The 18768-nt window shown below is 36.8% G+C and carries 21 protein-coding genes; 2 read left to right on the forward strand and 19 right to left on the reverse strand.

Annotated elements, in window-relative coordinates; translation table 11 throughout:
• Positions 1–38 precede the first annotated feature (38 nt).
• On the reverse strand, positions 39–323 hold the full coding sequence (gene groES, locus PYW32_RS09950; protein ID WP_016174445.1) for a co-chaperone GroES: 285 nt from the start codon (positions 321–323) through the stop codon (positions 39–41).
• 206 nt (positions 324–529) lie between these two features.
• Between groES and PYW32_RS09955 the strand changes: the two genes are divergently transcribed.
• A complete protein-coding gene (locus PYW32_RS09955; RefSeq protein ID WP_016174444.1) occupies positions 530–1168 on the forward strand; it encodes a CPBP family intramembrane glutamic endopeptidase in 639 nt (212 codons plus the stop codon).
• Between the two features lie 35 nt (positions 1169–1203).
• On the opposite strand, the gene PYW32_RS09960 is transcribed toward PYW32_RS09955, so the two are convergent.
• The 11 genes from PYW32_RS09960 to PYW32_RS10010 all read right to left on the reverse strand — a co-directional run bounded on the left by PYW32_RS09960 (position 1204) and on the right by PYW32_RS10010 (position 12355).
• Positions 1204–2631 (reverse strand): 6-phospho-beta-glucosidase, encoded by a 1428-nt coding sequence (locus PYW32_RS09960; RefSeq protein WP_016174443.1) that lies wholly within the window; start codon positions 2629–2631, stop codon positions 1204–1206.
• A gap of 22 nt (positions 2632–2653) precedes the next feature.
• Positions 2654–3949: a PTS sugar transporter subunit IIC gene (locus PYW32_RS09965; protein ID WP_016174442.1), complete on the reverse strand. Its 1296-nt coding sequence runs from the start codon at positions 3947–3949 to the stop codon at positions 2654–2656.
• An 11-nt stretch (positions 3950–3960) separates the two neighbouring features.
• Positions 3961–4284 (reverse strand): PTS sugar transporter subunit IIA, encoded by a 324-nt coding sequence (locus PYW32_RS09970; RefSeq protein WP_016174441.1) that lies wholly within the window; start codon positions 4282–4284, stop codon positions 3961–3963.
• A gap of 114 nt (positions 4285–4398) precedes the next feature.
• A complete protein-coding gene (locus PYW32_RS09975; protein WP_016174440.1) occupies positions 4399–5172 on the reverse strand; it encodes a MurR/RpiR family transcriptional regulator in 774 nt (257 codons plus the stop codon).
• Positions 5173–5218: 46 nt separating this feature from the next.
• Positions 5219–6025 carry an MBL fold metallo-hydrolase gene (locus tag PYW32_RS09980; RefSeq protein WP_016174439.1) on the reverse strand — a complete coding sequence of 269 codons (807 nt, stop codon included), beginning with the start codon at positions 6023–6025 and terminating at the stop codon, positions 5219–5221.
• Between the two features lie 53 nt (positions 6026–6078).
• The gene (locus tag PYW32_RS09985; protein ID WP_016174438.1) at positions 6079–6942 is read right to left on the reverse strand and encodes a two-component system regulatory protein YycI; all 864 of its coding nucleotides are present in this window, start codon (positions 6940–6942) and stop codon (positions 6079–6081) included.
• Positions 6932–8245 (reverse strand): YycH family regulatory protein, encoded by a 1314-nt coding sequence (locus PYW32_RS09990; protein WP_016174437.1) that lies wholly within the window; start codon positions 8243–8245, stop codon positions 6932–6934. The genes PYW32_RS09985 and PYW32_RS09990 overlap by 11 nt, the downstream gene beginning before the upstream one ends.
• On the reverse strand, positions 8242–10074 hold the full coding sequence (walK, locus tag PYW32_RS09995) for a cell wall metabolism sensor histidine kinase WalK (protein WP_016174436.1): 1833 nt from the start codon (positions 10072–10074) through the stop codon (positions 8242–8244). The genes PYW32_RS09990 and walK overlap by 4 nt, the downstream gene beginning before the upstream one ends.
• A gap of 6 nt (positions 10075–10080) precedes the next feature.
• The gene (gene yycF, locus PYW32_RS10000) at positions 10081–10785 is read right to left on the reverse strand and encodes a response regulator YycF (protein ID WP_016174435.1); all 705 of its coding nucleotides are present in this window, start codon (positions 10783–10785) and stop codon (positions 10081–10083) included.
• Between the two features lie 162 nt (positions 10786–10947).
• A complete protein-coding gene (locus PYW32_RS10005; protein WP_016174434.1) occupies positions 10948–11802 on the reverse strand; it encodes a DegV family protein in 855 nt (284 codons plus the stop codon).
• Entirely contained in the window at positions 11795–12355 is a 561-nt protein-coding gene (locus PYW32_RS10010) for a DUF1836 domain-containing protein (RefSeq protein ID WP_016174433.1), read from the reverse strand. The genes PYW32_RS10005 and PYW32_RS10010 overlap by 8 nt, the downstream gene beginning before the upstream one ends.
• Before the next feature lie 308 nt (positions 12356–12663).
• Between PYW32_RS10010 and paiA the strand changes: the two genes are divergently transcribed.
• Positions 12664–13185, forward strand: coding sequence for a spermidine/spermine N(1)-acetyltransferase (paiA, locus tag PYW32_RS10015; protein WP_016174432.1), 522 nt, complete (start codon positions 12664–12666; stop codon positions 13183–13185).
• Between the two features lie 162 nt (positions 13186–13347).
• On the opposite strand, the gene PYW32_RS10020 is transcribed toward paiA, so the two are convergent.
• The 7 genes from PYW32_RS10020 to PYW32_RS10050 form a co-directional block, all read right to left on the reverse strand.
• Entirely contained in the window at positions 13348–14442 is a 1095-nt protein-coding gene (locus tag PYW32_RS10020; RefSeq protein ID WP_016174431.1) for an aminotransferase class I/II-fold pyridoxal phosphate-dependent enzyme, read from the reverse strand.
• A gap of 356 nt (positions 14443–14798) precedes the next feature.
• Positions 14799–15437: a hypothetical protein gene (locus PYW32_RS10025; RefSeq protein ID WP_248636464.1), complete on the reverse strand. Its 639-nt coding sequence runs from the start codon at positions 15435–15437 to the stop codon at positions 14799–14801.
• 6 nt (positions 15438–15443) lie between these two features.
• Positions 15444–15674 (reverse strand): hypothetical protein, encoded by a 231-nt coding sequence (locus tag PYW32_RS10030; protein ID WP_154649296.1) that lies wholly within the window; start codon positions 15672–15674, stop codon positions 15444–15446.
• A gap of 41 nt (positions 15675–15715) precedes the next feature.
• Positions 15716–16147 carry a helix-turn-helix domain-containing protein gene (locus PYW32_RS10035; protein WP_016174429.1) on the reverse strand — a complete coding sequence of 144 codons (432 nt, stop codon included), beginning with the start codon at positions 16145–16147 and terminating at the stop codon, positions 15716–15718.
• A 164-nt stretch (positions 16148–16311) separates the two neighbouring features.
• Positions 16312–16872 carry a hypothetical protein gene (locus tag PYW32_RS10040; RefSeq protein WP_016174428.1) on the reverse strand — a complete coding sequence of 187 codons (561 nt, stop codon included), beginning with the start codon at positions 16870–16872 and terminating at the stop codon, positions 16312–16314.
• Between the two features lie 53 nt (positions 16873–16925).
• Positions 16926–17540: a histidine phosphatase family protein gene (locus tag PYW32_RS10045; RefSeq protein WP_016174427.1), complete on the reverse strand. Its 615-nt coding sequence runs from the start codon at positions 17538–17540 to the stop codon at positions 16926–16928.
• Between the two features lie 189 nt (positions 17541–17729).
• Positions 17730–18752: a DUF1002 domain-containing protein gene (locus PYW32_RS10050; protein ID WP_016174426.1), complete on the reverse strand. Its 1023-nt coding sequence runs from the start codon at positions 18750–18752 to the stop codon at positions 17730–17732.
• Positions 18753–18768: the final 16 nt, after the last annotated feature.

Consider the following 18768-nt stretch of genomic DNA (forward strand, 5'->3'; position numbering starts at 1 on the left):
CTCAAAAAATTTTTTTATATTTTTTGTCTCTTTGTTGCTTATTCTACAATTGCGACGATATCTTTTGCTGAAAAAATCAGATATTCTTTACCGTCGTATTTTACTTCTGAACCAGCATATTTTTCAAATAATACAGTGTCACCAACTTGGACTGGTACAGCTGCTAGTTCACCATTATCTAAGACGCGACCTTCACCGACAGCGATAACCGTTCCTGTTTGCGGTCTCTCTTTGGCTGCAGATGCTAAAACAAGTCCTCCGACAGTTTTTTCTTCTTCTTTTGCGACTTCGATCAATACACGATCACCTAATGGTTTTAACACGATAAATCCCTCCAATTAATTTCTGATAGTTTTGATTTATTAACGTTAGCACTCTCTCTTGTAGAGTGCTAACTTACAAAACTAATATTACTTATTTTCATTCTAAAATGCAAGTCTTTTGAATCATTTTTTTGATAAAAGTCAAAATTGGTAAAACAATTCATTTTTAGTTTGCTATAATAGAAGACATATGAGAGGAGGATTTTATGTCTATCAAAAAATATAGTCTCTTAACCATTTTCTGTTATGCCGCTGCTTTCTTAACACCTGCTTTTTTACCTATATCTATCCAAGTGTTAGCAACCACCATTTTATATCTTTTAGGTGCGATCATCTTAATCGGCTTATATGTGAAGCAAACAGAATACTTATCGTTTGAAAAAAGAGACGTCAATTGGCTGAAAATTATCGGCTTTGGTTTTGGTGGTATCTTCGCTGCTATTTTCTTACAAAATATTGTCTTGCAAGCGGAACAATTATTTGGCCAAGAGCTTACTTCTGAAAATACGCAAAATATTATTAAAGTAGTTTTACAACAACCACTATTTGCGATTGCTGTCATGATAGGTGGTCCTATCATGGAAGAGTTCGTTTTCCGTCGTGCGATTACTGGTTTTTTAGAAAAATATATCAATGTGTGGTTCGCAATTAGTATCAGTGCCTTTTTATTTGCGCTTATTCACCAAGACGGTCATTTATTGTTGTATTTTTCTTTGGGCTTTTTCTTTAGTTTCCTTTATTATCACACTGGAAAAATTTGGACTTCTGTCCTCGCTCATGTTGGTATGAATACGCTTGTTGTAGTTGTCAATGTGATTGTCCATTCAATGGGCATTTCCATTTAAAAAACCGTCTAGCAATTACGCTAGACGGTTTTTTCTTATAATTCTTCGCCATTGGTTGCGATCACTTGTTGATACCAATCAAATGACTTTTTCTTGCTACGTGCCAACGTTCCTTTGCCTTTATTGTCTTTATCAACATAGATAAAGCCGTAGCGTTTTTTCATTTCGCCTGTTCCAGCAGAAACCAAATCGATAAAGCCCCATGGCGTATAACCCATTAAATCAATGCCATCATATTCAACGGCTTCTTTCATTGCTTCAATGTGCGCTTTTAAATAATCAATACGATAATCATCTTCGACACGATTGGTTTCAGGATCAATTTCATCAATCGCTCCAAAGCCATTTTCGACAATAAATAATGGACGCTCATAACGATCATTAAACCAGTTCATTGCATAACGCAAGCCCATTGGGTCAATTTGCCACCCCCAATCAGACGCATCAACATTTGGATTACGCACTAGGTCATGTGCTTCATCATAATCAAAGGCTGGTGCTTTGCCATTGTCTTTAATTGCAAATGACATGTAATAACTAAAACCAATATAGTCAACGGTTCCTTTTTTCAGCACATCAAAATCTTCTTCTGTACGATCTAATTGATAGCCTTTACGTTCAAAGTACGCATCGATATAACTTGGATATTCTCCATTACAATGAACATCTGTAAACCAATAACGACGTTGCATGGCAACTGTTGCTGCCATCATATCTTTTGGCGCACAAGAATATGGATAAATTGGAACCATCGCAATCATACAACCAATTTGAAAATCAGGATTAATTGCATGTCCAATTGCAACAGCTTTTGCACTAGCAACAAGCTCATAATGCGCTGCTTGGTACATAATCTGTTCACGGTCTTCTCCTTCAACGTATTTCAAACCAGAATTGGTAAATGGTGCAAAATCTTCTACGTAATTTGCTTGGTTATTAATTTCATTAAATGTCATCCAGTATTTCACTTTGTCTTTGTAACGAGTAAAACAAACTTCTGCAAAACGAGCAAAGAAATCAACCACTTTACGATTACGGAAACCACCGTACTCCGTAACTAAATGATACGGCATTTCAAAATGAGATAAGGTAATCACGGGTTCAATACCGTGCTTTAGACACTCATCAAATAAATCATCATAAAATTGTAATCCAGCTTCGTTTGGTTCTGTTTCATCTCCTTTTGGAAAAATACGTGTCCAAGCAATCGATGTACGGAAGCATTTTAAGCCTAGTTCCGCAAACAATTTTACATCTTCTTTATAATGATGATAAAACTGAATCGCTTCATGATTTGGATAGTTTTCTCCTTCGATAACTCCATCTGTAATACGACGAGGAACACCATGGGCACCTACTGTCATAACATCAGCGACACTGACTCCTTTTCCGCCTTCTTGCCAACCGCCTTCTAATTGATGTGCAGCAACTGCGCCGCCCCATAAGAAATCTTTTCTTAACATATTTACACGTCCTTTTCTTTTTTTAAATTGCTTCCCCTTGTTCTTGTGCTACATTAATTTGATCCATTTTTCTGACAAATGGGAAATAGATAAAGAAACCAATTGTTAAAACAATTAATTGTAATAATGCTGCTTGCCATCCACTAATTAAAAAACCAGAAATAACAGGTGGTGTTGTCCATGGCACTTGAATGGCAGTAAATAGTGGTACTAATCCAGTGTACAAAGCAAAGTAAGTAATCATACTAGAAACAACTAGTGTTAAAATAAATGGAATGACCATAATCGGATTCATAACAATCGGTGTAGCAAACACAATAGGTTCGTTAATACCAAAAAAGGCTGGTGCTAACGATAACCGTCCCAATTGTCGGTATTGCGCAGAACGTGCCAATACTGCCATAAACATCACTAAACCAATCGTCATGCCTGCACCTGTAACATTAATGAATTGATCATAAAATTGCTGTGTGACAATGTGTCCACCATTGGCTAAAGTTAATTCTTTGCCTGAATTTAAAATATCGGAATTTGCCAAAGAATTGGCTTGTAAAATTGGGCCCATAATCCCACCAACAATTGTCGAACCATGCTCACCAAAAAACCAAAGAAACGGAGTTGAAAAACCAAGTAATAATGCGCCGCCCAGAGAGTCTGTTACACCTTGCATTGGACTTTGAATCACATCATAAATCCATTCAACAACGGTCGTTTTCATCACAATATCAAAAATAGCATAAACAATCATCGCTACTGTAATTAACACCGATGCTGGAATAAGTGCTGTAAAGGAATTTGCAACATTGGCAGGTACTTGTTCGGGTAATTTAATCCGAATATCTCGTTTTAAGAACCATGAATATCCCCAACCAACGAATAATCCTACTAAAATGGCACTACTCATTCCTTGTCCACTAGTCCAACTTTTATCAATGACATTGCCGATTGTAATTCCTGATTCCGCATCCGTTACTGTGGAACGCATCGTTAACAAATAGACAACTAACCCAATCATCCCAGCAGGTAAGCCTTCAAAACCTTCATTTTTCACATACGAATACGCGATACCCATAACCGCAAAGATTGACATAATTGCAAATGATGCACCGTATGCTTGGTCAAAATAAACACCTAGTCCCGAATCTTTTACCCAATCAGCAACAGTCTGAACGGGAAAACTGGAAAGCAATAAGAAAATCGAACCCACAATCGTAAATGGCATTGTGTATAACATTCCGTTCCTTAACGCTGTAATCGCTTTCGTATTCACGAATTTTAAAATCGGTGGCAATACTTTTTCATTCATAAAATCATTCATAGCAGTCTCTCTTATTCCTTATTTTCGTAGATATAACGATATAAATCAATAATTTCTTTTGCTAAATCTTTAAAAGCAATTGCTGTCATCAGATGATCTTGAGAATGAACAGTTAATAATGTCACGGTCATCTGATTTCCTTGTGCTTCTTGAGTCAACAAGCCTGTTTGAGCATGATGAGCTTCCACCAACGACGCTTCAGCATCTATCATTTTTTGATTGGCTAATGCCAAATTTCCTGACTTTGCAGCTGCGATAGCTTCCATCGCATCACTCTTAGCATTCCCGCCATACATGATCAATCCCATGATTGCTTCTAAATTTTTTTCTTCCATTTTTTCTCCCCTCTGCTTAGGTATCCGTTTACATTACTAAATATAAACAAAAAGTTTTCTTAAAAAAAGAGTTGGAAACAAGATAGAAACAGGTTCCAAGAAAAAAAACAGATTCTACACATGAGCAGAATCTGTTTGATTTGTCAGATAAATTTTATGACTGGCTTGTTGCGCTAAGACTTCTAGCAATGTAATCACCGGTACTTGCGTGGTAATATTTAGACTTTCACTTCTTCCGTAAATGATTTCCGGCATATAATAGGACAAATTATAATCAGAAAAACGCGCAATCGTTGAATGTTCATCATTGGTAATACTCAAAATCGCGGCACCATATCGTTTGAATTCTTTCACTTTGTCCAGAACTTCTGGCGTTTCTCCGGACACAGATAACACAATAACCAACGTCTGCTCTTGCAAGCGTGGTGAAACAGGCGCAAATGCATCGGTTAGACTATAACAATTTAATCCAAAATTCATGAAATAACGACTGCCATAAGTGCCTAAAATACCACTCGTTCCAATTCCTGTAAAAATAATATGGTTAGCTTTGATAATCATATCAATAGCGACATCCAATGTTTTTCGATAACTTTCTTGATTGACTTGTTTTAAAAAATTATCAATTTGAGAAGTTTCATGGTAAAAATGATCGAGATGAAACGGTGTATCTGCTGCGATTTTTTGCTTAATCGCATATTTTAATTCTGAAAAACCTGCTAAATTTAATTTATGACACATTCGAAAAATTGTTGACGTTGAGACATGACATGCCGCAGACAATTCTCGAATTGGCATCGTGAGCACAGATTCCATATGTTTTAAAACATAGTCATACACAAGCATTTCTAAATCATTTAATGTTTTTACTTTCTCATTATCAAACATTTTTGTATCCTTTCTGAACAAAAAAGAAGAGCAGTGTGCCCTTCTTTTAAATGACAAATAATTCGGTTGCTTTATCTGGATCTGTATCGTACACATGAACCGTTTCACGAACCCCTAAATCGTGTTCATACAAGACATTTTCCATCGTCATATGGGCTAATTCTTTTAAATTATTCTCACGACTAAGATGTCCTAAGTAAATTCGTTTCGTATTATCCGTTAAAATATCGGTCATGACCAAGGCGCCATCTTCGTTTGATAAATGACCTCGATCACCTAAAATACGCTGTTTTAAATTCCATGGATAGGCACCCATACGCAACATTTCTAAATCATGATTGCTTTCCATTAAATACGCATCTGCACCACGAATCGTTCCACGCAAATAATCGCTACAATATCCTGTATCCGTCAAGATAACAAACGACTTGCCATCTTTATAAAAACGGTAAAATTGTGGGGCAGCGGCATCATGCGAGACACCGAAACTTTCGATATCCATATCACCAAAGGTTAAAATTTTACCCATTTCAAAAATGTGTTGCTGTTCTACAGCGACATTACCGATTAACGGTGACATTGCTTGCCACGTTTTCTCATTGGCATACACATCTAATTTGTACTTCCTCGCAAGAACGCCCACACCGTGAATATGATCGCGATGTTCGTGCGTAACTAAAATAGCATCTAGCTCTTCTGGTTTCCGCCCGACTTCACCTAACAATGAAGTAATTTTTTTTCCGCTTAGACCAGCATCTACCAAGATTTTTTTCTTCTCGGTTTCAATAAACAACGAGTTTCCTGAACTTCCACTTGCTAAGATGCTAATTTGAAATGCGTTTTGTTTCTCCATTGCGTGTGACTTCCTCTCTAAGTTTAAACATTGAATCCATTATACCTATCTTTTTACGTATTTTCCACTGTGCGCACGGTTGTATTTGTAATAATTCGATTCGTTAAAGCGTTCACTCGTTCAATTTGAACCGTTTCATCAGGTGTTTCAATCGCAACAAACCAAGCCGGCACATAGACATTTTTCCCACGTACTTTTAAAGTTAAGGTGTACGCGAGTTGTTGCCATTTTAATGTGGCATTGCTAGGAATTTTATTATTGATGTATAACGTATTCACCGCATCTTCTTCCGAATATAAGGTCATCGCTTCACGCAATGGTGTTAAATGATCGACATGCGTTTGGGTATAACTCACTACTGTCAATAAATCGTCTTCTTTACGAACCGTAATTCCTAAACGACTGGATGTATCATTAATAGGAATACCTTCATAGGTTTGGGCCGCAAATAATTCTATATAATCACCGTCTAAACGATCCCATTCTGGAATATACGTATATTCTTTTTGAAACATCAAATTATTGGTTCGTTCAAAGTAATTTTGTAACATATCAGTCATACGACCATTATTCCGTAAATAAGCCCCATCATTGACCACATGATTTAAAACAGCACCGTCCATTGTTGTTTGACCATTTACCAACTCCGAATCGGTTCCATTTGCCCGTTCTTTTTCCATTTGTTCATCCATATTGGTGGGTTCGGCACTTAAATAGTAGCCAAGTATTTTTTCTTTGGAAAACTTTCCTTCCGACTTAATATTTTCAGATGCTAAACGTTGTTCAATCGGAATTTTTTGATTGGAACGAGACACAATGTTCTGCTCCGAGCGCGCTTCTCGATAAATACTGATGAGAAAGATATTTACCCCAAGAAAAGCTAAGAAAAAAATCCATTCGATTCGTTTAAAATCCATTTTTCTCCCCGCTTTCTGCTAAATGCGTTAACAACTGTGCATAACTATACCATGTATTATCGTATTGAATGTACCAATTTGGTTCCAAATCGACGACACCTGTATCTTGGATATTTTTCCAACCATAACCGATTAAAATCATTTCTAGTTTGTCATATTGCGCGCCATGTGCATATAAATTTTGTACAACATCATAACTCGCAGGTAAGGTCACTTCTCGATCTGACGGAATAGGTACTTGAATGGTATTTAAATTCGCTTTAATTTCAATATTTTTTTGATTAACTTGCCCATTTTCGCTAAAACGAACCGTCATTTTCCCTTCCGCTTTATCACTAAATACAGGAAAGCCTTCGACAAAAATACGGTAATCAGAGGTATTTTTCGTTTGGTCGAATAATCGCAACGAACCATAATTGGTCCCTAAGCCTCGAATATAGTCATAACTTTTTGCATAGCTGTCAAATTGACTATCGGTACGAATGACACTCCGAAAATCAATTTGTTGCTGTTCTTGCTGAATAGTCATTGACTCGGTGCCATCATAAAAATTTAGATTTGCGGTGCCATCATTGCTGCGAACGTTTTTGGGATTACTGAAAAAAGAATCCCGAAAAACCGTATACGGACGTGTCGAAGAAATGTAACTATACATCTTTAAAGTGATTGGTTCATTTGTATAGTATTGATACAAACTATATTGCGGATCACGAAAAACATCGATCCACACTGCAGCATTATTTTTAATGGTATGCTTAAATTCATTCATACCAGTGACCACATTTGCTTCTAAAACAGTCAATTTATTACGATTTAAAAAACGAATTTTTTCTTTATTAAAATCAATTTGAATCCGTAAAAAACCTGTTTCTGCTTTCATTTCATCTGGCATTGGAATCGTTACATGAAAGGTATCCAAATACGATTGAATCGGAAAAGCGGCTGCATAAACCAATTCGACGCCTTCATCTAGTTGCGTTTGGGCGATAAAATCATCTACAGAGTCGTAAGTTTTACTATACGCTGTTTCAAACTGGGCATCAGCAATATTGGTTTGGAATTTTTTAATCAGACTTTCGGTATTCGTTTCAGCAATCGTTTCTTTTTCAATTCGCGTCAAACGCAAAGGTAAAAAAATCTCCGAAGCTTCTTTGACGTTCAATTCAGCTTGTGACTCACTCTCGACTTCATTGACTAAGGTGGTCTTTGTTGCTGGGCTCCACCAGATAAGGTACGACAGGTAAAAACTCAACGCAATCATCATACATAAGGCAAATCGGACCATTCTTTCTGTGATTTTCATTCCCACCAATCCTCCTCATAAGGTTCATATGGTAAGCTAATGAAGAACGTTGAGCCAACGTTTTCACGACTTTCTGCCCAGATTGTACCACCATGCGCTTTCAAGACTTCACGAGAAATGGCTAAACCAAGCCCTGTTCCACCTTGTTTGCGCGCACGAGCTTTATCGACACGATAGAAACGATCAAAAATTTTCGTTAAATCTTTTTTCGGAATACCTAATCCTTGGTCGGTCACACTTAAAATAATATTGTTGTGTGTTTCAACCAAACGAACAGTAATCACACCGCCATCGGGTGAATACTTAATGGCATTATTCATGATATTATCAATAACTTGAATCATTCGGTCAGTATCAACTTCTAACCATAACTCACGTTTTGTAAATTCACGGCGAATTACGTAACTCTTTTCATGGTTTGTGACCATCATGTCAAAACGATCCAAAACAAAATGAACCAACTCTTTAAAGTTAATAAATTCTAATTGTAACCCAGCATTGCCACTATCCATTCGCGAAAGATTCAACAAATCATTAATCATCCGAATCATCCGATCGGTCTCATCTAGCGTTACTTTCAAGAAGCTAGGTGCAATATCGGGATCTTGCCAGGCGCCTTCATTTAAAGCTTCAATATAACTACGCATACTCGTTAACGGCGTGCGCAACTCATGTGAGACATTGGAAACAAATTCACGACGTTCTTGTTCCGTTTTTTCTTGTTCAGTGACATCATGTAGGACTGCGACCAAACCAGAAATAAATCCTGATTCACGACGAATCATTGAAAAATCAACCCGCAAGATTAAATTTCCTAAACTCAAATCATTGGATGGACGTTCCAGCAAAATTTCATCTGGATTTTCCAATAATTTACGCAAGGTATAGTCTTCTTCCATTTCAAATAAGGTTAGAATCGACTGACCAATTGCCTCTTCTTGTTTGACATTTAATAACGACAAAGCCATTTCATTGATGGTGATAACTTTTCCTCGTCGGTCAGTCGCCACCACTCCATCTGTCATATGGGCTAACACGCTATTCAGTCGATTTCGTTCCGATTCCATCGCTTCTTGCGTTTCTTCAATACGCTCAGCCAGTTGGTTAAATGATTCGGCTAATTGACCAAGCTCATCGCGCCCTTTAACTTCTACTTTATGACTATAATCCCCTTTCGCAATCCGTAATGCTTGTTCACGCATTTCCCCAATCGGTTGGGTAATCGAACGGGCAACTAAGACGGCGACCAACATGGAAATCATCGCCGCAATGACAGATGCTGTAACAAAAATAAACGCAATATTATTAATTTCATTATACTTTTGTTCAAGATTACTTTTCACATAAAGTATACCAATCACCGTATCTCCGGCAGATTGAATTACTTGAACATTAATTTGTACCCGATCGCCTGTCGAATCATCAATAGCGGTGATATTTTTATTGGCGAAATCATTGATATACGGATCTTCATTTTTCTTACCAATTGAATTACGATCACTAACATTGGTTGTAGCTCGAATAATACTTTTTTGATCGACCACTTTCATTTCAACAATATCTGGCGAATCACTATTATCTAAGACCCGCTGAATTTCGCTATCGATTTGCTGACTATTCGACCCATCTTGTCCTAAGTAATTTCCCAAAGTTCCAGCCAGTGTCTCGACTTGGGAATTCATACCTGTTTTAAAACTCTCAATAGTTGAACGTTCCAATCCGCGAATAAAATACGCCCCGATAATCTCGATTGAAATTAACAAAATCAAGATAAATGTCAGGGCGATTTTAAAGTTCACTGATTGAAAAAAGCGAACTTTATTCTTCATACATGCTTACTCCTGTTCCGGATTGCGTAGGTAATATCCTACGCCACGGCGTGTCACCAAATAATTTGGATGACTTGGATTGTCTTCAATTTTTTCACGTAATCGACGGACTGTTACATCGACTGTACGTACATCACCAAAATAATCATAGCCCCACACAGTTTGTAAAAGATGTTCGCGTGTCATTACTTGCCCAATATGTTTGGCTAAATAATGGAGTAATTCAAATTCACGATGGGTTAATTCAATAGCAGAACCATATTTGGTTACCATATAAGCATCTGGGTGAATCGTTAAATCGCCGATGGATAATTCAGTGTTGACTGGTTCTTCGACTTCTTTGCCAGCAGAAGAGCCTCGACGTAAATTTGCTTTGACACGAGCCACCAATTCACGATTGGAAAATGGTTTGGTTACGTAGTCATCTGCGCCTAGTTCTAAGCCAAGAACTTTATCAATTTCTGAATCTTTAGCAGTCACCATAATAATTGGCATGTCATACGTTTTACGAACTTCGCGTGCTACTTCTAAACCATCCATTTTTGGTAACATTAAATCAAGTAAGATTAAATCTGGCTCAATTTCGTTCACTTTTTCAAGTGCCTCTTCGCCATCATACGCTGTATATACCTCGTAACCTTCTTTTGTAAGATTAAACTTGACAATATCTGAGATTGGTTTTTCATCATCTACAACTAATATTTTTTTCACAAAAAAGTCACCTCGTTTTTTATTTATTACGCGCTCACATCTTGACTATCGTACCCATTATACATGATTTTGCGGATGGTTTCATTAAAACACATTTTGCTCCTTTTTTTCTAAAGTGTTTCTTATCAAAAAAACAGACTCAAAATTGAGTCTGCACGTCGGTTAATCTAATAATTGAACCCCTATTCCTAAAAGTCCAGGTCCAGTATGCACAACCAATGCGGGTGAAATAGGGCCAAATAAGACGGATTCAGCTTGTGGAAACGTTTGTTGGACAAATTCACATAACCATTTACCTTCTTCCATCGCATCACCTTGGGCTACAGCGACACGGAACGAAGGATGATCACCAACGAATTCTTTCACCAAACGAACCATATTTTCTAAACTTTTTTTGCGTCCACGTGTTTTAGCAACGGTATGGTAGACACCTTCTTCATTACAAGAAATGGTAGGATTTAACTTTAAGGCGGTACCAACTAAAGAGGTGACTAAACCAATCCGTCCACCTTTTTGTAAATACTCTAACGTTGCCACATTAAAATATACTTTTGATTCCGTAACTTTTTTCTCCAAATGAGCAATTAATTCAGACCATCCCATTCCTTGGTCAATTAATTCTGCGGCATGAATCGCTTGTAATCCAGCACCAATCCCAATGCTTTTCGTATCTAAGACATAGACGTCCATTGTCTGTTCTTCGCCTAATAAACGTAAAATATTATACGTGCCACTTAAACCACTTGAAATCGTTACTGCCAAAACTTTTTGATACCCTTGCGCTTTAATTTCATCAAAAATTTCTTGAATTGCTTGGCCATCGGGTAATGACGTTGTTGGTACCTCTTCTTTTAAATGCGCATAAACTTGTTCTGGTGTAATGTCTATTTTATCTGTATAGGTACGTTCTTTATAGATAATCTTTAACGGAATCATAAAAATCCCATAGCTATCAATCATTTCTTGTGGCACATCTGTCCCTGAATCTACGAGTAATGCAATTTTTTCTTTAGTCATTGTGTTCACCTTTTTCTAAATATTGGCTTTCCATCTCAATTACTTTTTCTACAAGTAATTTATTGGCAAATGAAGCTGTAGCCGCTTTGACTGCTAAATATTCCACGGCAATTTTTTCTGTTTCCGTTTGTTCAGGTTTCCCCATCGCTTGGAGACAAACATGTTGGACGGCTTTTTCTTGTTCTTCACAAAAAAGGTTATAGGCATTACGAATCCCAACCACCCTTCCTTGAAATAAAATCCCATCTTTGATTTCTTGAATGGTTAAGACTTGTTTTAGTAACGTAATCGCAACGAGAAAGGCCACATGACGACGCGTATAGCGTTTTTTCTCTGGTGGGGGAATCATCCCTTTTTTGACATAATTATTCACCATCGAAGAAGTTAAAAGCGTATGTTTGTCTGTTCGAATCACCGGCGTCAGATACCGATCGACTAACGTAATCACTTGATCCATATATAAATCTAACTCAGGTAATTCATCCCAACGCGGCAAATGAAAATGAACCAGCGATTCACCCCATTCATAAATATCTGCTTGTAGCTCATCCAAAAGAATGCACCTCTTTTTTAAATTCAGTAAATATAATTTATACAATCATTATATCTAGTTTTAGAAACTAGGTAAAGTAAAAAAAGATGTCTGCCAACGGGGATTGGCAGACATAGGAGTAAAAATGAAAAAATGTTAGGGTTGTTTTATTGGTATGCATTTATCATAACCAAGAAATATGAACAAATTATGAATGAAAATCTTCTATCTTGTAACTTTTTTCTTATAGAAAGGTAATGAAAAAAAGGTATTGCATCCAAAAAAAATTACACGTATGATAAAAAGAAACGTTCAGAAAGGAGAAAAACATGTCCCTTCGACTAGAGAAATGCACCGTAAATGATTTAAAAACACTACAAGAAATTAGTTTTGAAACCTTTAACGATACTTTTGCTAAACAAAACTCACCTGAAAATATGAACGCTTATCTGGATAATGCCTATACGGATGAGAAACTGACAACTGAATTACAAACACCGCATTCGACTTTTTTCTTCTTATATAAAGATGATGAACTTGCTGGTTACTTGAAAGTTAATACTGACAAAGCGCAAACAGAAGCAATTGCCGTTAATGCCTTAGAAATCGAACGCATCTACATTCGTTCCACACACAAACGTCAAGGTCTTGGTCGCTATTTAATCGATCAAGCATGTAACTTAGCAGTAAAAAAAGGAAAAGAAACGATTTGGCTAGGTGTTTGGGAACACAATCAGCCAGCGCGCGCATTTTATCAAACAATGGGCTTTGTGCGACAAGGACAACATTCCTTTTTTATGGGGGATGATGAACAAACGGATTTCATTATGGTCAAGAACGTGCACTCATAGAAAAAAAGGCCTGTGACATCAGACCTTTAACAGTAAAAATATCCGAACAATAGAAGATTGGTCCTCATCGAAATCCTACCTAGATTGGATGACATCCACTCAATCTTGTTCGGATTTTTTTGACTTGTTTTGACTTACGTCACAACCTTTTTTAACTCAGCTCTAAAAAACAGACAAGGCATTCTCTAAGTCCGCTATCAAATCAGAAACATGTTCAATTCCTACTGAAATACGTAATAAATCTGGCGTTAACCCATATGATTCTCGTAATTCTTGGGGAATATCAGCATGGGTTTGTGTTGTTGGATACGTAATTAAGCTCTCAACGCCACCTAAGCTTTCTGCAAAAGAAAAGACAGTTAATGCTTGTAAAAAATCACCAATTTTATGTTCATCAGCGATACGAATACTAATCATCGCACCAATGCCTACGTATAATACATCTTTAATTGCGGGATGTTTTTTTAATACTTCCACAATTTCCTGTGCATTTTTTTCTTGTTGATTAAAACGGACTTCCAGTGTTTTCAAACTACGAACAAATAACCAGCTATCAAAAGCACTCAATGTTGGTCCTGTTGTGTTCGCTAACCATGCTAGCTTCTCACCCAACACTGGATCTTTCGCAACAACGACACCGGCTAAAATGTCATTGTGTCCGGATAAATATTTTGTTCCTGAGTGAATAACAATATCTGCGCCTTCTTCTAGTGGGCGTTGACGTAACGGTGTTAAAAAGGTATTGTCTACAATTAAAAGCGCCTCGTTTGCTTTTGAGACTGTTGCTACTTCACGAATCGAAACTTCATTCATCAATGGATTTGTAGGCGTTTCTAAAAAAATACCATCAATTTCATTGCTAATTTTTGCTTTAAAATCTGCTAAGTCTGTAAAGTAATCAAAGGTCGCGATTCCTTTTGCTTCAATATCATCAAAATAACGGAAACTACCACCATATAAATCTCTCGAAACTAAAAATTTACTTCCCACTGAAAAATAATTAAACACTAATTGAATCGCACTCATTCCTGAACTCGTCACAACTGCTTGGGCTCCGGCTTCTAATTTTGCCAGTCCTTCTTCTAACACATCACGTGTCGGATTTTTTGTGCGAATATAATCATAACCTGTGCTTTGCCCTAGTCCTGGATGTGCATACGTTGTCGATAAAAAGATGGGCGCACTAATGGAACCATTTTGTAAATCTGTGCGATTACCTAATTGTACTAAATTTGTTGCTAATTTTTTTTCAGTCATACATTTCCCTCCTAATAAAATAAAAAAACGTCCCTTTGCAAAAAAACAACTGCTTTTTGCAAAGGGACGAATAGATTCGTGTTACCACCCTAGTTTATACCATTCTCACAAATGATACCTCGACGATTCCTGTTGAAATCCGGCGATATAACGGTCGCGACCGCGTAAATAGCGTGAACTAATTACAAACTCAGAGCTCATCTTCACTTCGCTCTTCAGTCCCCTTTCACACCAAACCGGGTTCTCTTACCTGAATCCTTAAGTTACTCTTCTCGTCAACGTTTTAAATTATGAGAATTAAATTAGATTATGACGATAGTATAGACTGTCTTATGAGAAAATGTCAATAACCTTTTTTATTTTTCTCCATAACCAAAATGTTCATTAATAAAATACTGCACGCGAAAAATCGATTTTTTACTCGAAATGTTTTCCCAATAAAGAATCTTTTCTTTATCAAATGCAACATGTTCATACTCACGATCCATAATCACTAAATCCGTTTGTGGCGTAATCGTTCCCGTCACTGTCACATCCATATCAAGCTCTTGAAACGCCCACCGTTTAATCAGTTCTAAGCACTCTTTCCCAAATACAGATAACACACAAATTGAAATAGGTTTTCGTTCTTGTTCAATGTACTGACTAATCAAAAAACGATAATTGTCTAAAAGAAACGCTTGATTTTTACGCAAAATTTTATTTTCTTTCGTCAATTGTTCCACGATATATTCAATTCGTCGTTCTATTTCAGGAGGAATAAAAATCGAGGCACTAATATCAATGTCGCTTAAGACACCTGCACCACGAAAGGTTAGTGCTTTACTATGCTTATGAACTAAGTTGGCATAAAGTAAACCATAATTTTGTGCGGAGATGGTCACCGAAAATACTTGATAAAACGAACGGAACCATTGATTCGTTACTTTGGCAGCGTGTAACTCGTGTGTCTGGCAATAAAAAAGCATGTCACTAATATTTTTGTTGTCTGTCAAATGATATTATTGTGCAAACAGAAAAATATAAGCATAAGCAATTTCTGCTTGAACTTGTTGCTTGGTCATTTGGCGAAAAAATAAAGAAAAGGCTGGTTGTAGAAACTTTGCTAAATAATTGAAATGCCAACTATCTTTTAGAATTTCATGCTTCAAAATGGCTGATGACACAAAATGTCCTTGTTTCATTCGAGTAATAATAATAGCCAAGTCATACGAAAGCTTTTCCTTTTCCACCAAACTTAATTTTCTGCCACGAATATATTCAATTGGTTTGATTAGATACTGGATTGCTTTTTGTCGAACATTTGCAAATGGCCATGTCGTGCCGCTATAAGCGTACCAAAAAAACTCTGAGTAAAAAAACGTAATTGTAATTCATTGCCAGAAACGGAGGCTTTCTTGTTCGTCTCAAATTTTAAATCAAATTGTGCTAATACTTCATTTAATCTATATAATTTTTTATACAACGTGTTGTAGGAAACAAAATGTGACTCAGAAAATTCACGTAATTGAATCGATTCTGAATGAAAAATATCAACCATTGCTTGATATTGTAAGCTTTCATTTAGATAATGGATTAAAATTTGATGGAGTGAAAATTTTGCTTTAATTTCTTCCAAATCGCGAATAATGGTCGGACGCGTCACGTTCAAACGTTGCCCCAACACATCGAATGTCACCCCGTTTTCTTTGTTCAATATAATCAAAATTTCAACTTTTCTTCTGGCATTGCTATCTAAAAACTTCCTTATGATTCTCCCTTCATTCCTTGTGAATTAAAGTAGAAACTTTATCACCTCATTTAATAAAAAACAATTTATAACCCACTGTGCCAAGCATTTCTTAATATTTAACAACATATTACAAACCATCAATCAGTGTCCATGTAATCGTCCCACTGTATAGTGTATTTTTTCTTAAATTTGAAGGTTCGACTTCCATTCAAATAGGCTTTAGCAGTAATCGTTTTTTCCGGTGTTAAGCTCTGTGTGAAAGGATACGTGTAATTACCTTGCGCATTCGTTTGGACATGGTATTTTTGTGTACTCGTTTCATTTGGTGAAGTCAACGTTGGTTCGGGTATGCCTTCTCCTGAAAATACCACCATACTGTACGGATTGGTAGTGCCTTGAAGCACTTTACTTGCTGGATCATTCGGATTGCTTTGTAGTTTATCTAATTGAATGTTCACATCGGGGATATACGTAAAACGAACGCGTTGAAAGTTCTGTGTACGGTAATTGGTGATTAAATCTTGACTCACTGCTTGTGATAAGCTTGATGCAGTGATAGTAAATTGAACATTTCCTGCACTATCCGGCACATTCATATCAAAAATTGGACTCCATGCTTTATCGGGTGATTCGGTGCTATTACCTTTATTCCACACTTCGACTTTTTGAATCGACGAAGTAAATACGCCCGGATTCATCGAAATTAACGAAAAAAACTATCCGAGCATACCATCGGATAGTTTTTTGTTACTCAATAAGTAATGTAATTCCACAGTTTTTCTTGAAACTGCTGGCCATCGGTTGTTTCTAACACACTCAAGCTAGTATTTGCTAACAAACCATCTTCACGAATCTTTGCTAGTTCTTTTCCTTTTAACACTTGCAATAATGTCGTTAAGGTCACTCCATGACTGACAATGAGATAATTGGTATTTGCCGTATAATCTAATTGTTGAATAAAAGATATCCCTCGTTGAATTAGCTTAGGGTATGATTCTCCCGCAAACTCACTAGGATCATATTGTTCTGGATAATGGCGCAAATTGTGCAGTTGTGGATGTCCTTCTTTCGAATCAATCGATACACCGTCCCATTGTCCAAAATTAATTTCCTTTAAACGTGTATCTGTCACTAGCTCTTTTGAAGATAATTGATTTTCTTTTAAAATAAATTGTGCCGTTTCAATCGCGCGTTTTTGTGGACTGACATACGTTTTTTCAAAATGTGTCTCTTGCAAAAATTTCCCCAATTCACTTGCTTGTTGCTGTCCTTCTGGTAACAAACCATGGTCCGAATAACTGCCATTAAACGCATGTTTCGCATTGTTAGCCGTTAATCCATGGCGTACAAAATATAATTTCGTCATAACTAACCTCCATAATAATTATAAACTGAAAAACAAAAAAAGGGCGATGATATAAGTCGTTTAACAGTAAAATATCCGAACAATAGAAGATTGGTCCTCGTCGCAATTCTACCTAGATTGGATGGCATCCATGCGCTTGTGTTCGGATATTTTTGACTTGTTTTCCTTATGTCACAGCCCCATGGCGATTTAGTTAAACCAACCTTCGAAGAACGATTTAATCGTTGTCCAAAGATTTGCAAAAAAGCCTTTTGTTTCTTCACTGTTTAATTTTTCTTTCGCATTGTTGATGAAGTCTTTCCCGTTGGTCATTAAGTCATCTTTTAATGTCGTTAATTGTTCGGTAATTTGTTCATTGTTAATAACAGGTGCTTGCGAAAAATTATACATCGTATTTGATAAAGACGTGACTTGTTCTGAAGACAATACATCGCCTAACCCTTGAATATTTAACTGCTCAATTACAATTTGTTGCACTTTTTCTCGTCCTTGTTCTTCGTTCATTTTTGCCAATTCATCTTTGATTTTTTGTAATTCCAACTTAATTTCAGCTAACGCTACTGCTAAATTATCATCAGAGAAATTCGCATTTTCTTGATTTTCTTTCGTAATTTCAGAGACTACCGCACTCTCTTCTTGTGCTACTTCACGGTTTTGTGCTCGTTCTTGAGCTTCTTGCTCATCTGCCGCTGGATCTACTTCATCATAAATTTTATAAATACCAGCTAAAGCCCCGCTACCATCCATCACACGCACAGAAGCAATACGAATGTCTGCATCATAAACCCCACTTGTAATCGCTGCGTTTCGATAGTTGGCTTCTGTCCGAGAGGTAATATTTTCAGGCGTTTCAATTGTCACATTTACGCCTGCCCCTTCTTTCGTTCGTACCATATATGCGCTTGAATAAGCTTTTGATTCTGAGGTAAATGAATCAATGTCGGTCACATATTTCACTAAATCATCGCCATTCACGACAAAGGTATTATAGGCTTCTTTTTCTTTTACTTTCAATTTTTCAAGAGTTTGCGTTTTTTCTTGTTCGGTTAATCCATTTCCTAAAGCAACGCTAGGAACATCCCAACCTTCATCTTTGACTTTTTGTGTTTGTTCTGTCGTATCAGCAGCAACGCTCACACTAGTTGCAAGTAATCCTGCTTGAAAAACTGTCGTACATAAAACAGTATTGGTAATGATTTTTTTGAATGTCATTGTATTATTCTCCTTT

The sequence above is a fragment of the Enterococcus saccharolyticus subsp. saccharolyticus genome, assembly GCF_029023825.1.
Lineage (GTDB): Bacteria > Bacillota > Bacilli > Lactobacillales > Enterococcaceae > Enterococcus_F > Enterococcus_F saccharolyticus.

Bases quoted from the DNA above. Each gene is read 5' to 3' on its own strand.
- PYW32_RS09955 (WP_016174444.1), top strand. From the start codon at position 530: ATGTCTATCAAAAAATATAGTCTCTTAACCATTTTCTGTTATGCCGCT.
- PYW32_RS09960 (WP_016174443.1), bottom strand. From the start codon at position 2,631: ATGTTAAGAAAAGATTTCTTATGGGGCGGCGCAGTTGCTGCACATCAA.
- PYW32_RS09965 (WP_016174442.1), bottom strand. From the start codon at position 3,949: ATGAATGATTTTATGAATGAAAAAGTATTGCCACCGATTTTAAAATTC.
- PYW32_RS09970 (WP_016174441.1), bottom strand. From the start codon at position 4,284: ATGGAAGAAAAAAATTTAGAAGCAATCATGGGATTGATCATGTATGGC.
- PYW32_RS09975 (WP_016174440.1), bottom strand. From the start codon at position 5,172: ATGTTTGATAATGAGAAAGTAAAAACATTAAATGATTTAGAAATGCTT.
- PYW32_RS09980 (WP_016174439.1), bottom strand. From the start codon at position 6,025: ATGGAGAAACAAAACGCATTTCAAATTAGCATCTTAGCAAGTGGAAGT.
- PYW32_RS09985 (WP_016174438.1), bottom strand. From the start codon at position 6,942: ATGGATTTTAAACGAATCGAATGGATTTTTTTCTTAGCTTTTCTTGGG.
- PYW32_RS09990 (WP_016174437.1), bottom strand. From the start codon at position 8,245: ATGAAAATCACAGAAAGAATGGTCCGATTTGCCTTATGTATGATGATT.
- walK (WP_016174436.1), bottom strand. From the start codon at position 10,074: ATGAAGAATAAAGTTCGCTTTTTTCAATCAGTGAACTTTAAAATCGCC.
- PYW32_RS10005 (WP_016174434.1), bottom strand. From the start codon at position 11,802: ATGACTAAAGAAAAAATTGCATTACTCGTAGATTCAGGGACAGATGTG.
- paiA (WP_016174432.1), top strand. From the start codon at position 12,664: ATGTCCCTTCGACTAGAGAAATGCACCGTAAATGATTTAAAAACACTA.
- PYW32_RS10020 (WP_016174431.1), bottom strand. From the start codon at position 14,442: ATGACTGAAAAAAAATTAGCAACAAATTTAGTACAATTAGGTAATCGC.
- PYW32_RS10040 (WP_016174428.1), bottom strand. From the start codon at position 16,872: ATGAATCCGGGCGTATTTACTTCGTCGATTCAAAAAGTCGAAGTGTGG.
- PYW32_RS10045 (WP_016174427.1), bottom strand. From the start codon at position 17,540: ATGACGAAATTATATTTTGTACGCCATGGATTAACGGCTAACAATGCG.
- PYW32_RS10050 (WP_016174426.1), bottom strand. From the start codon at position 18,752: ATGACATTCAAAAAAATCATTACCAATACTGTTTTATGTACGACAGTT.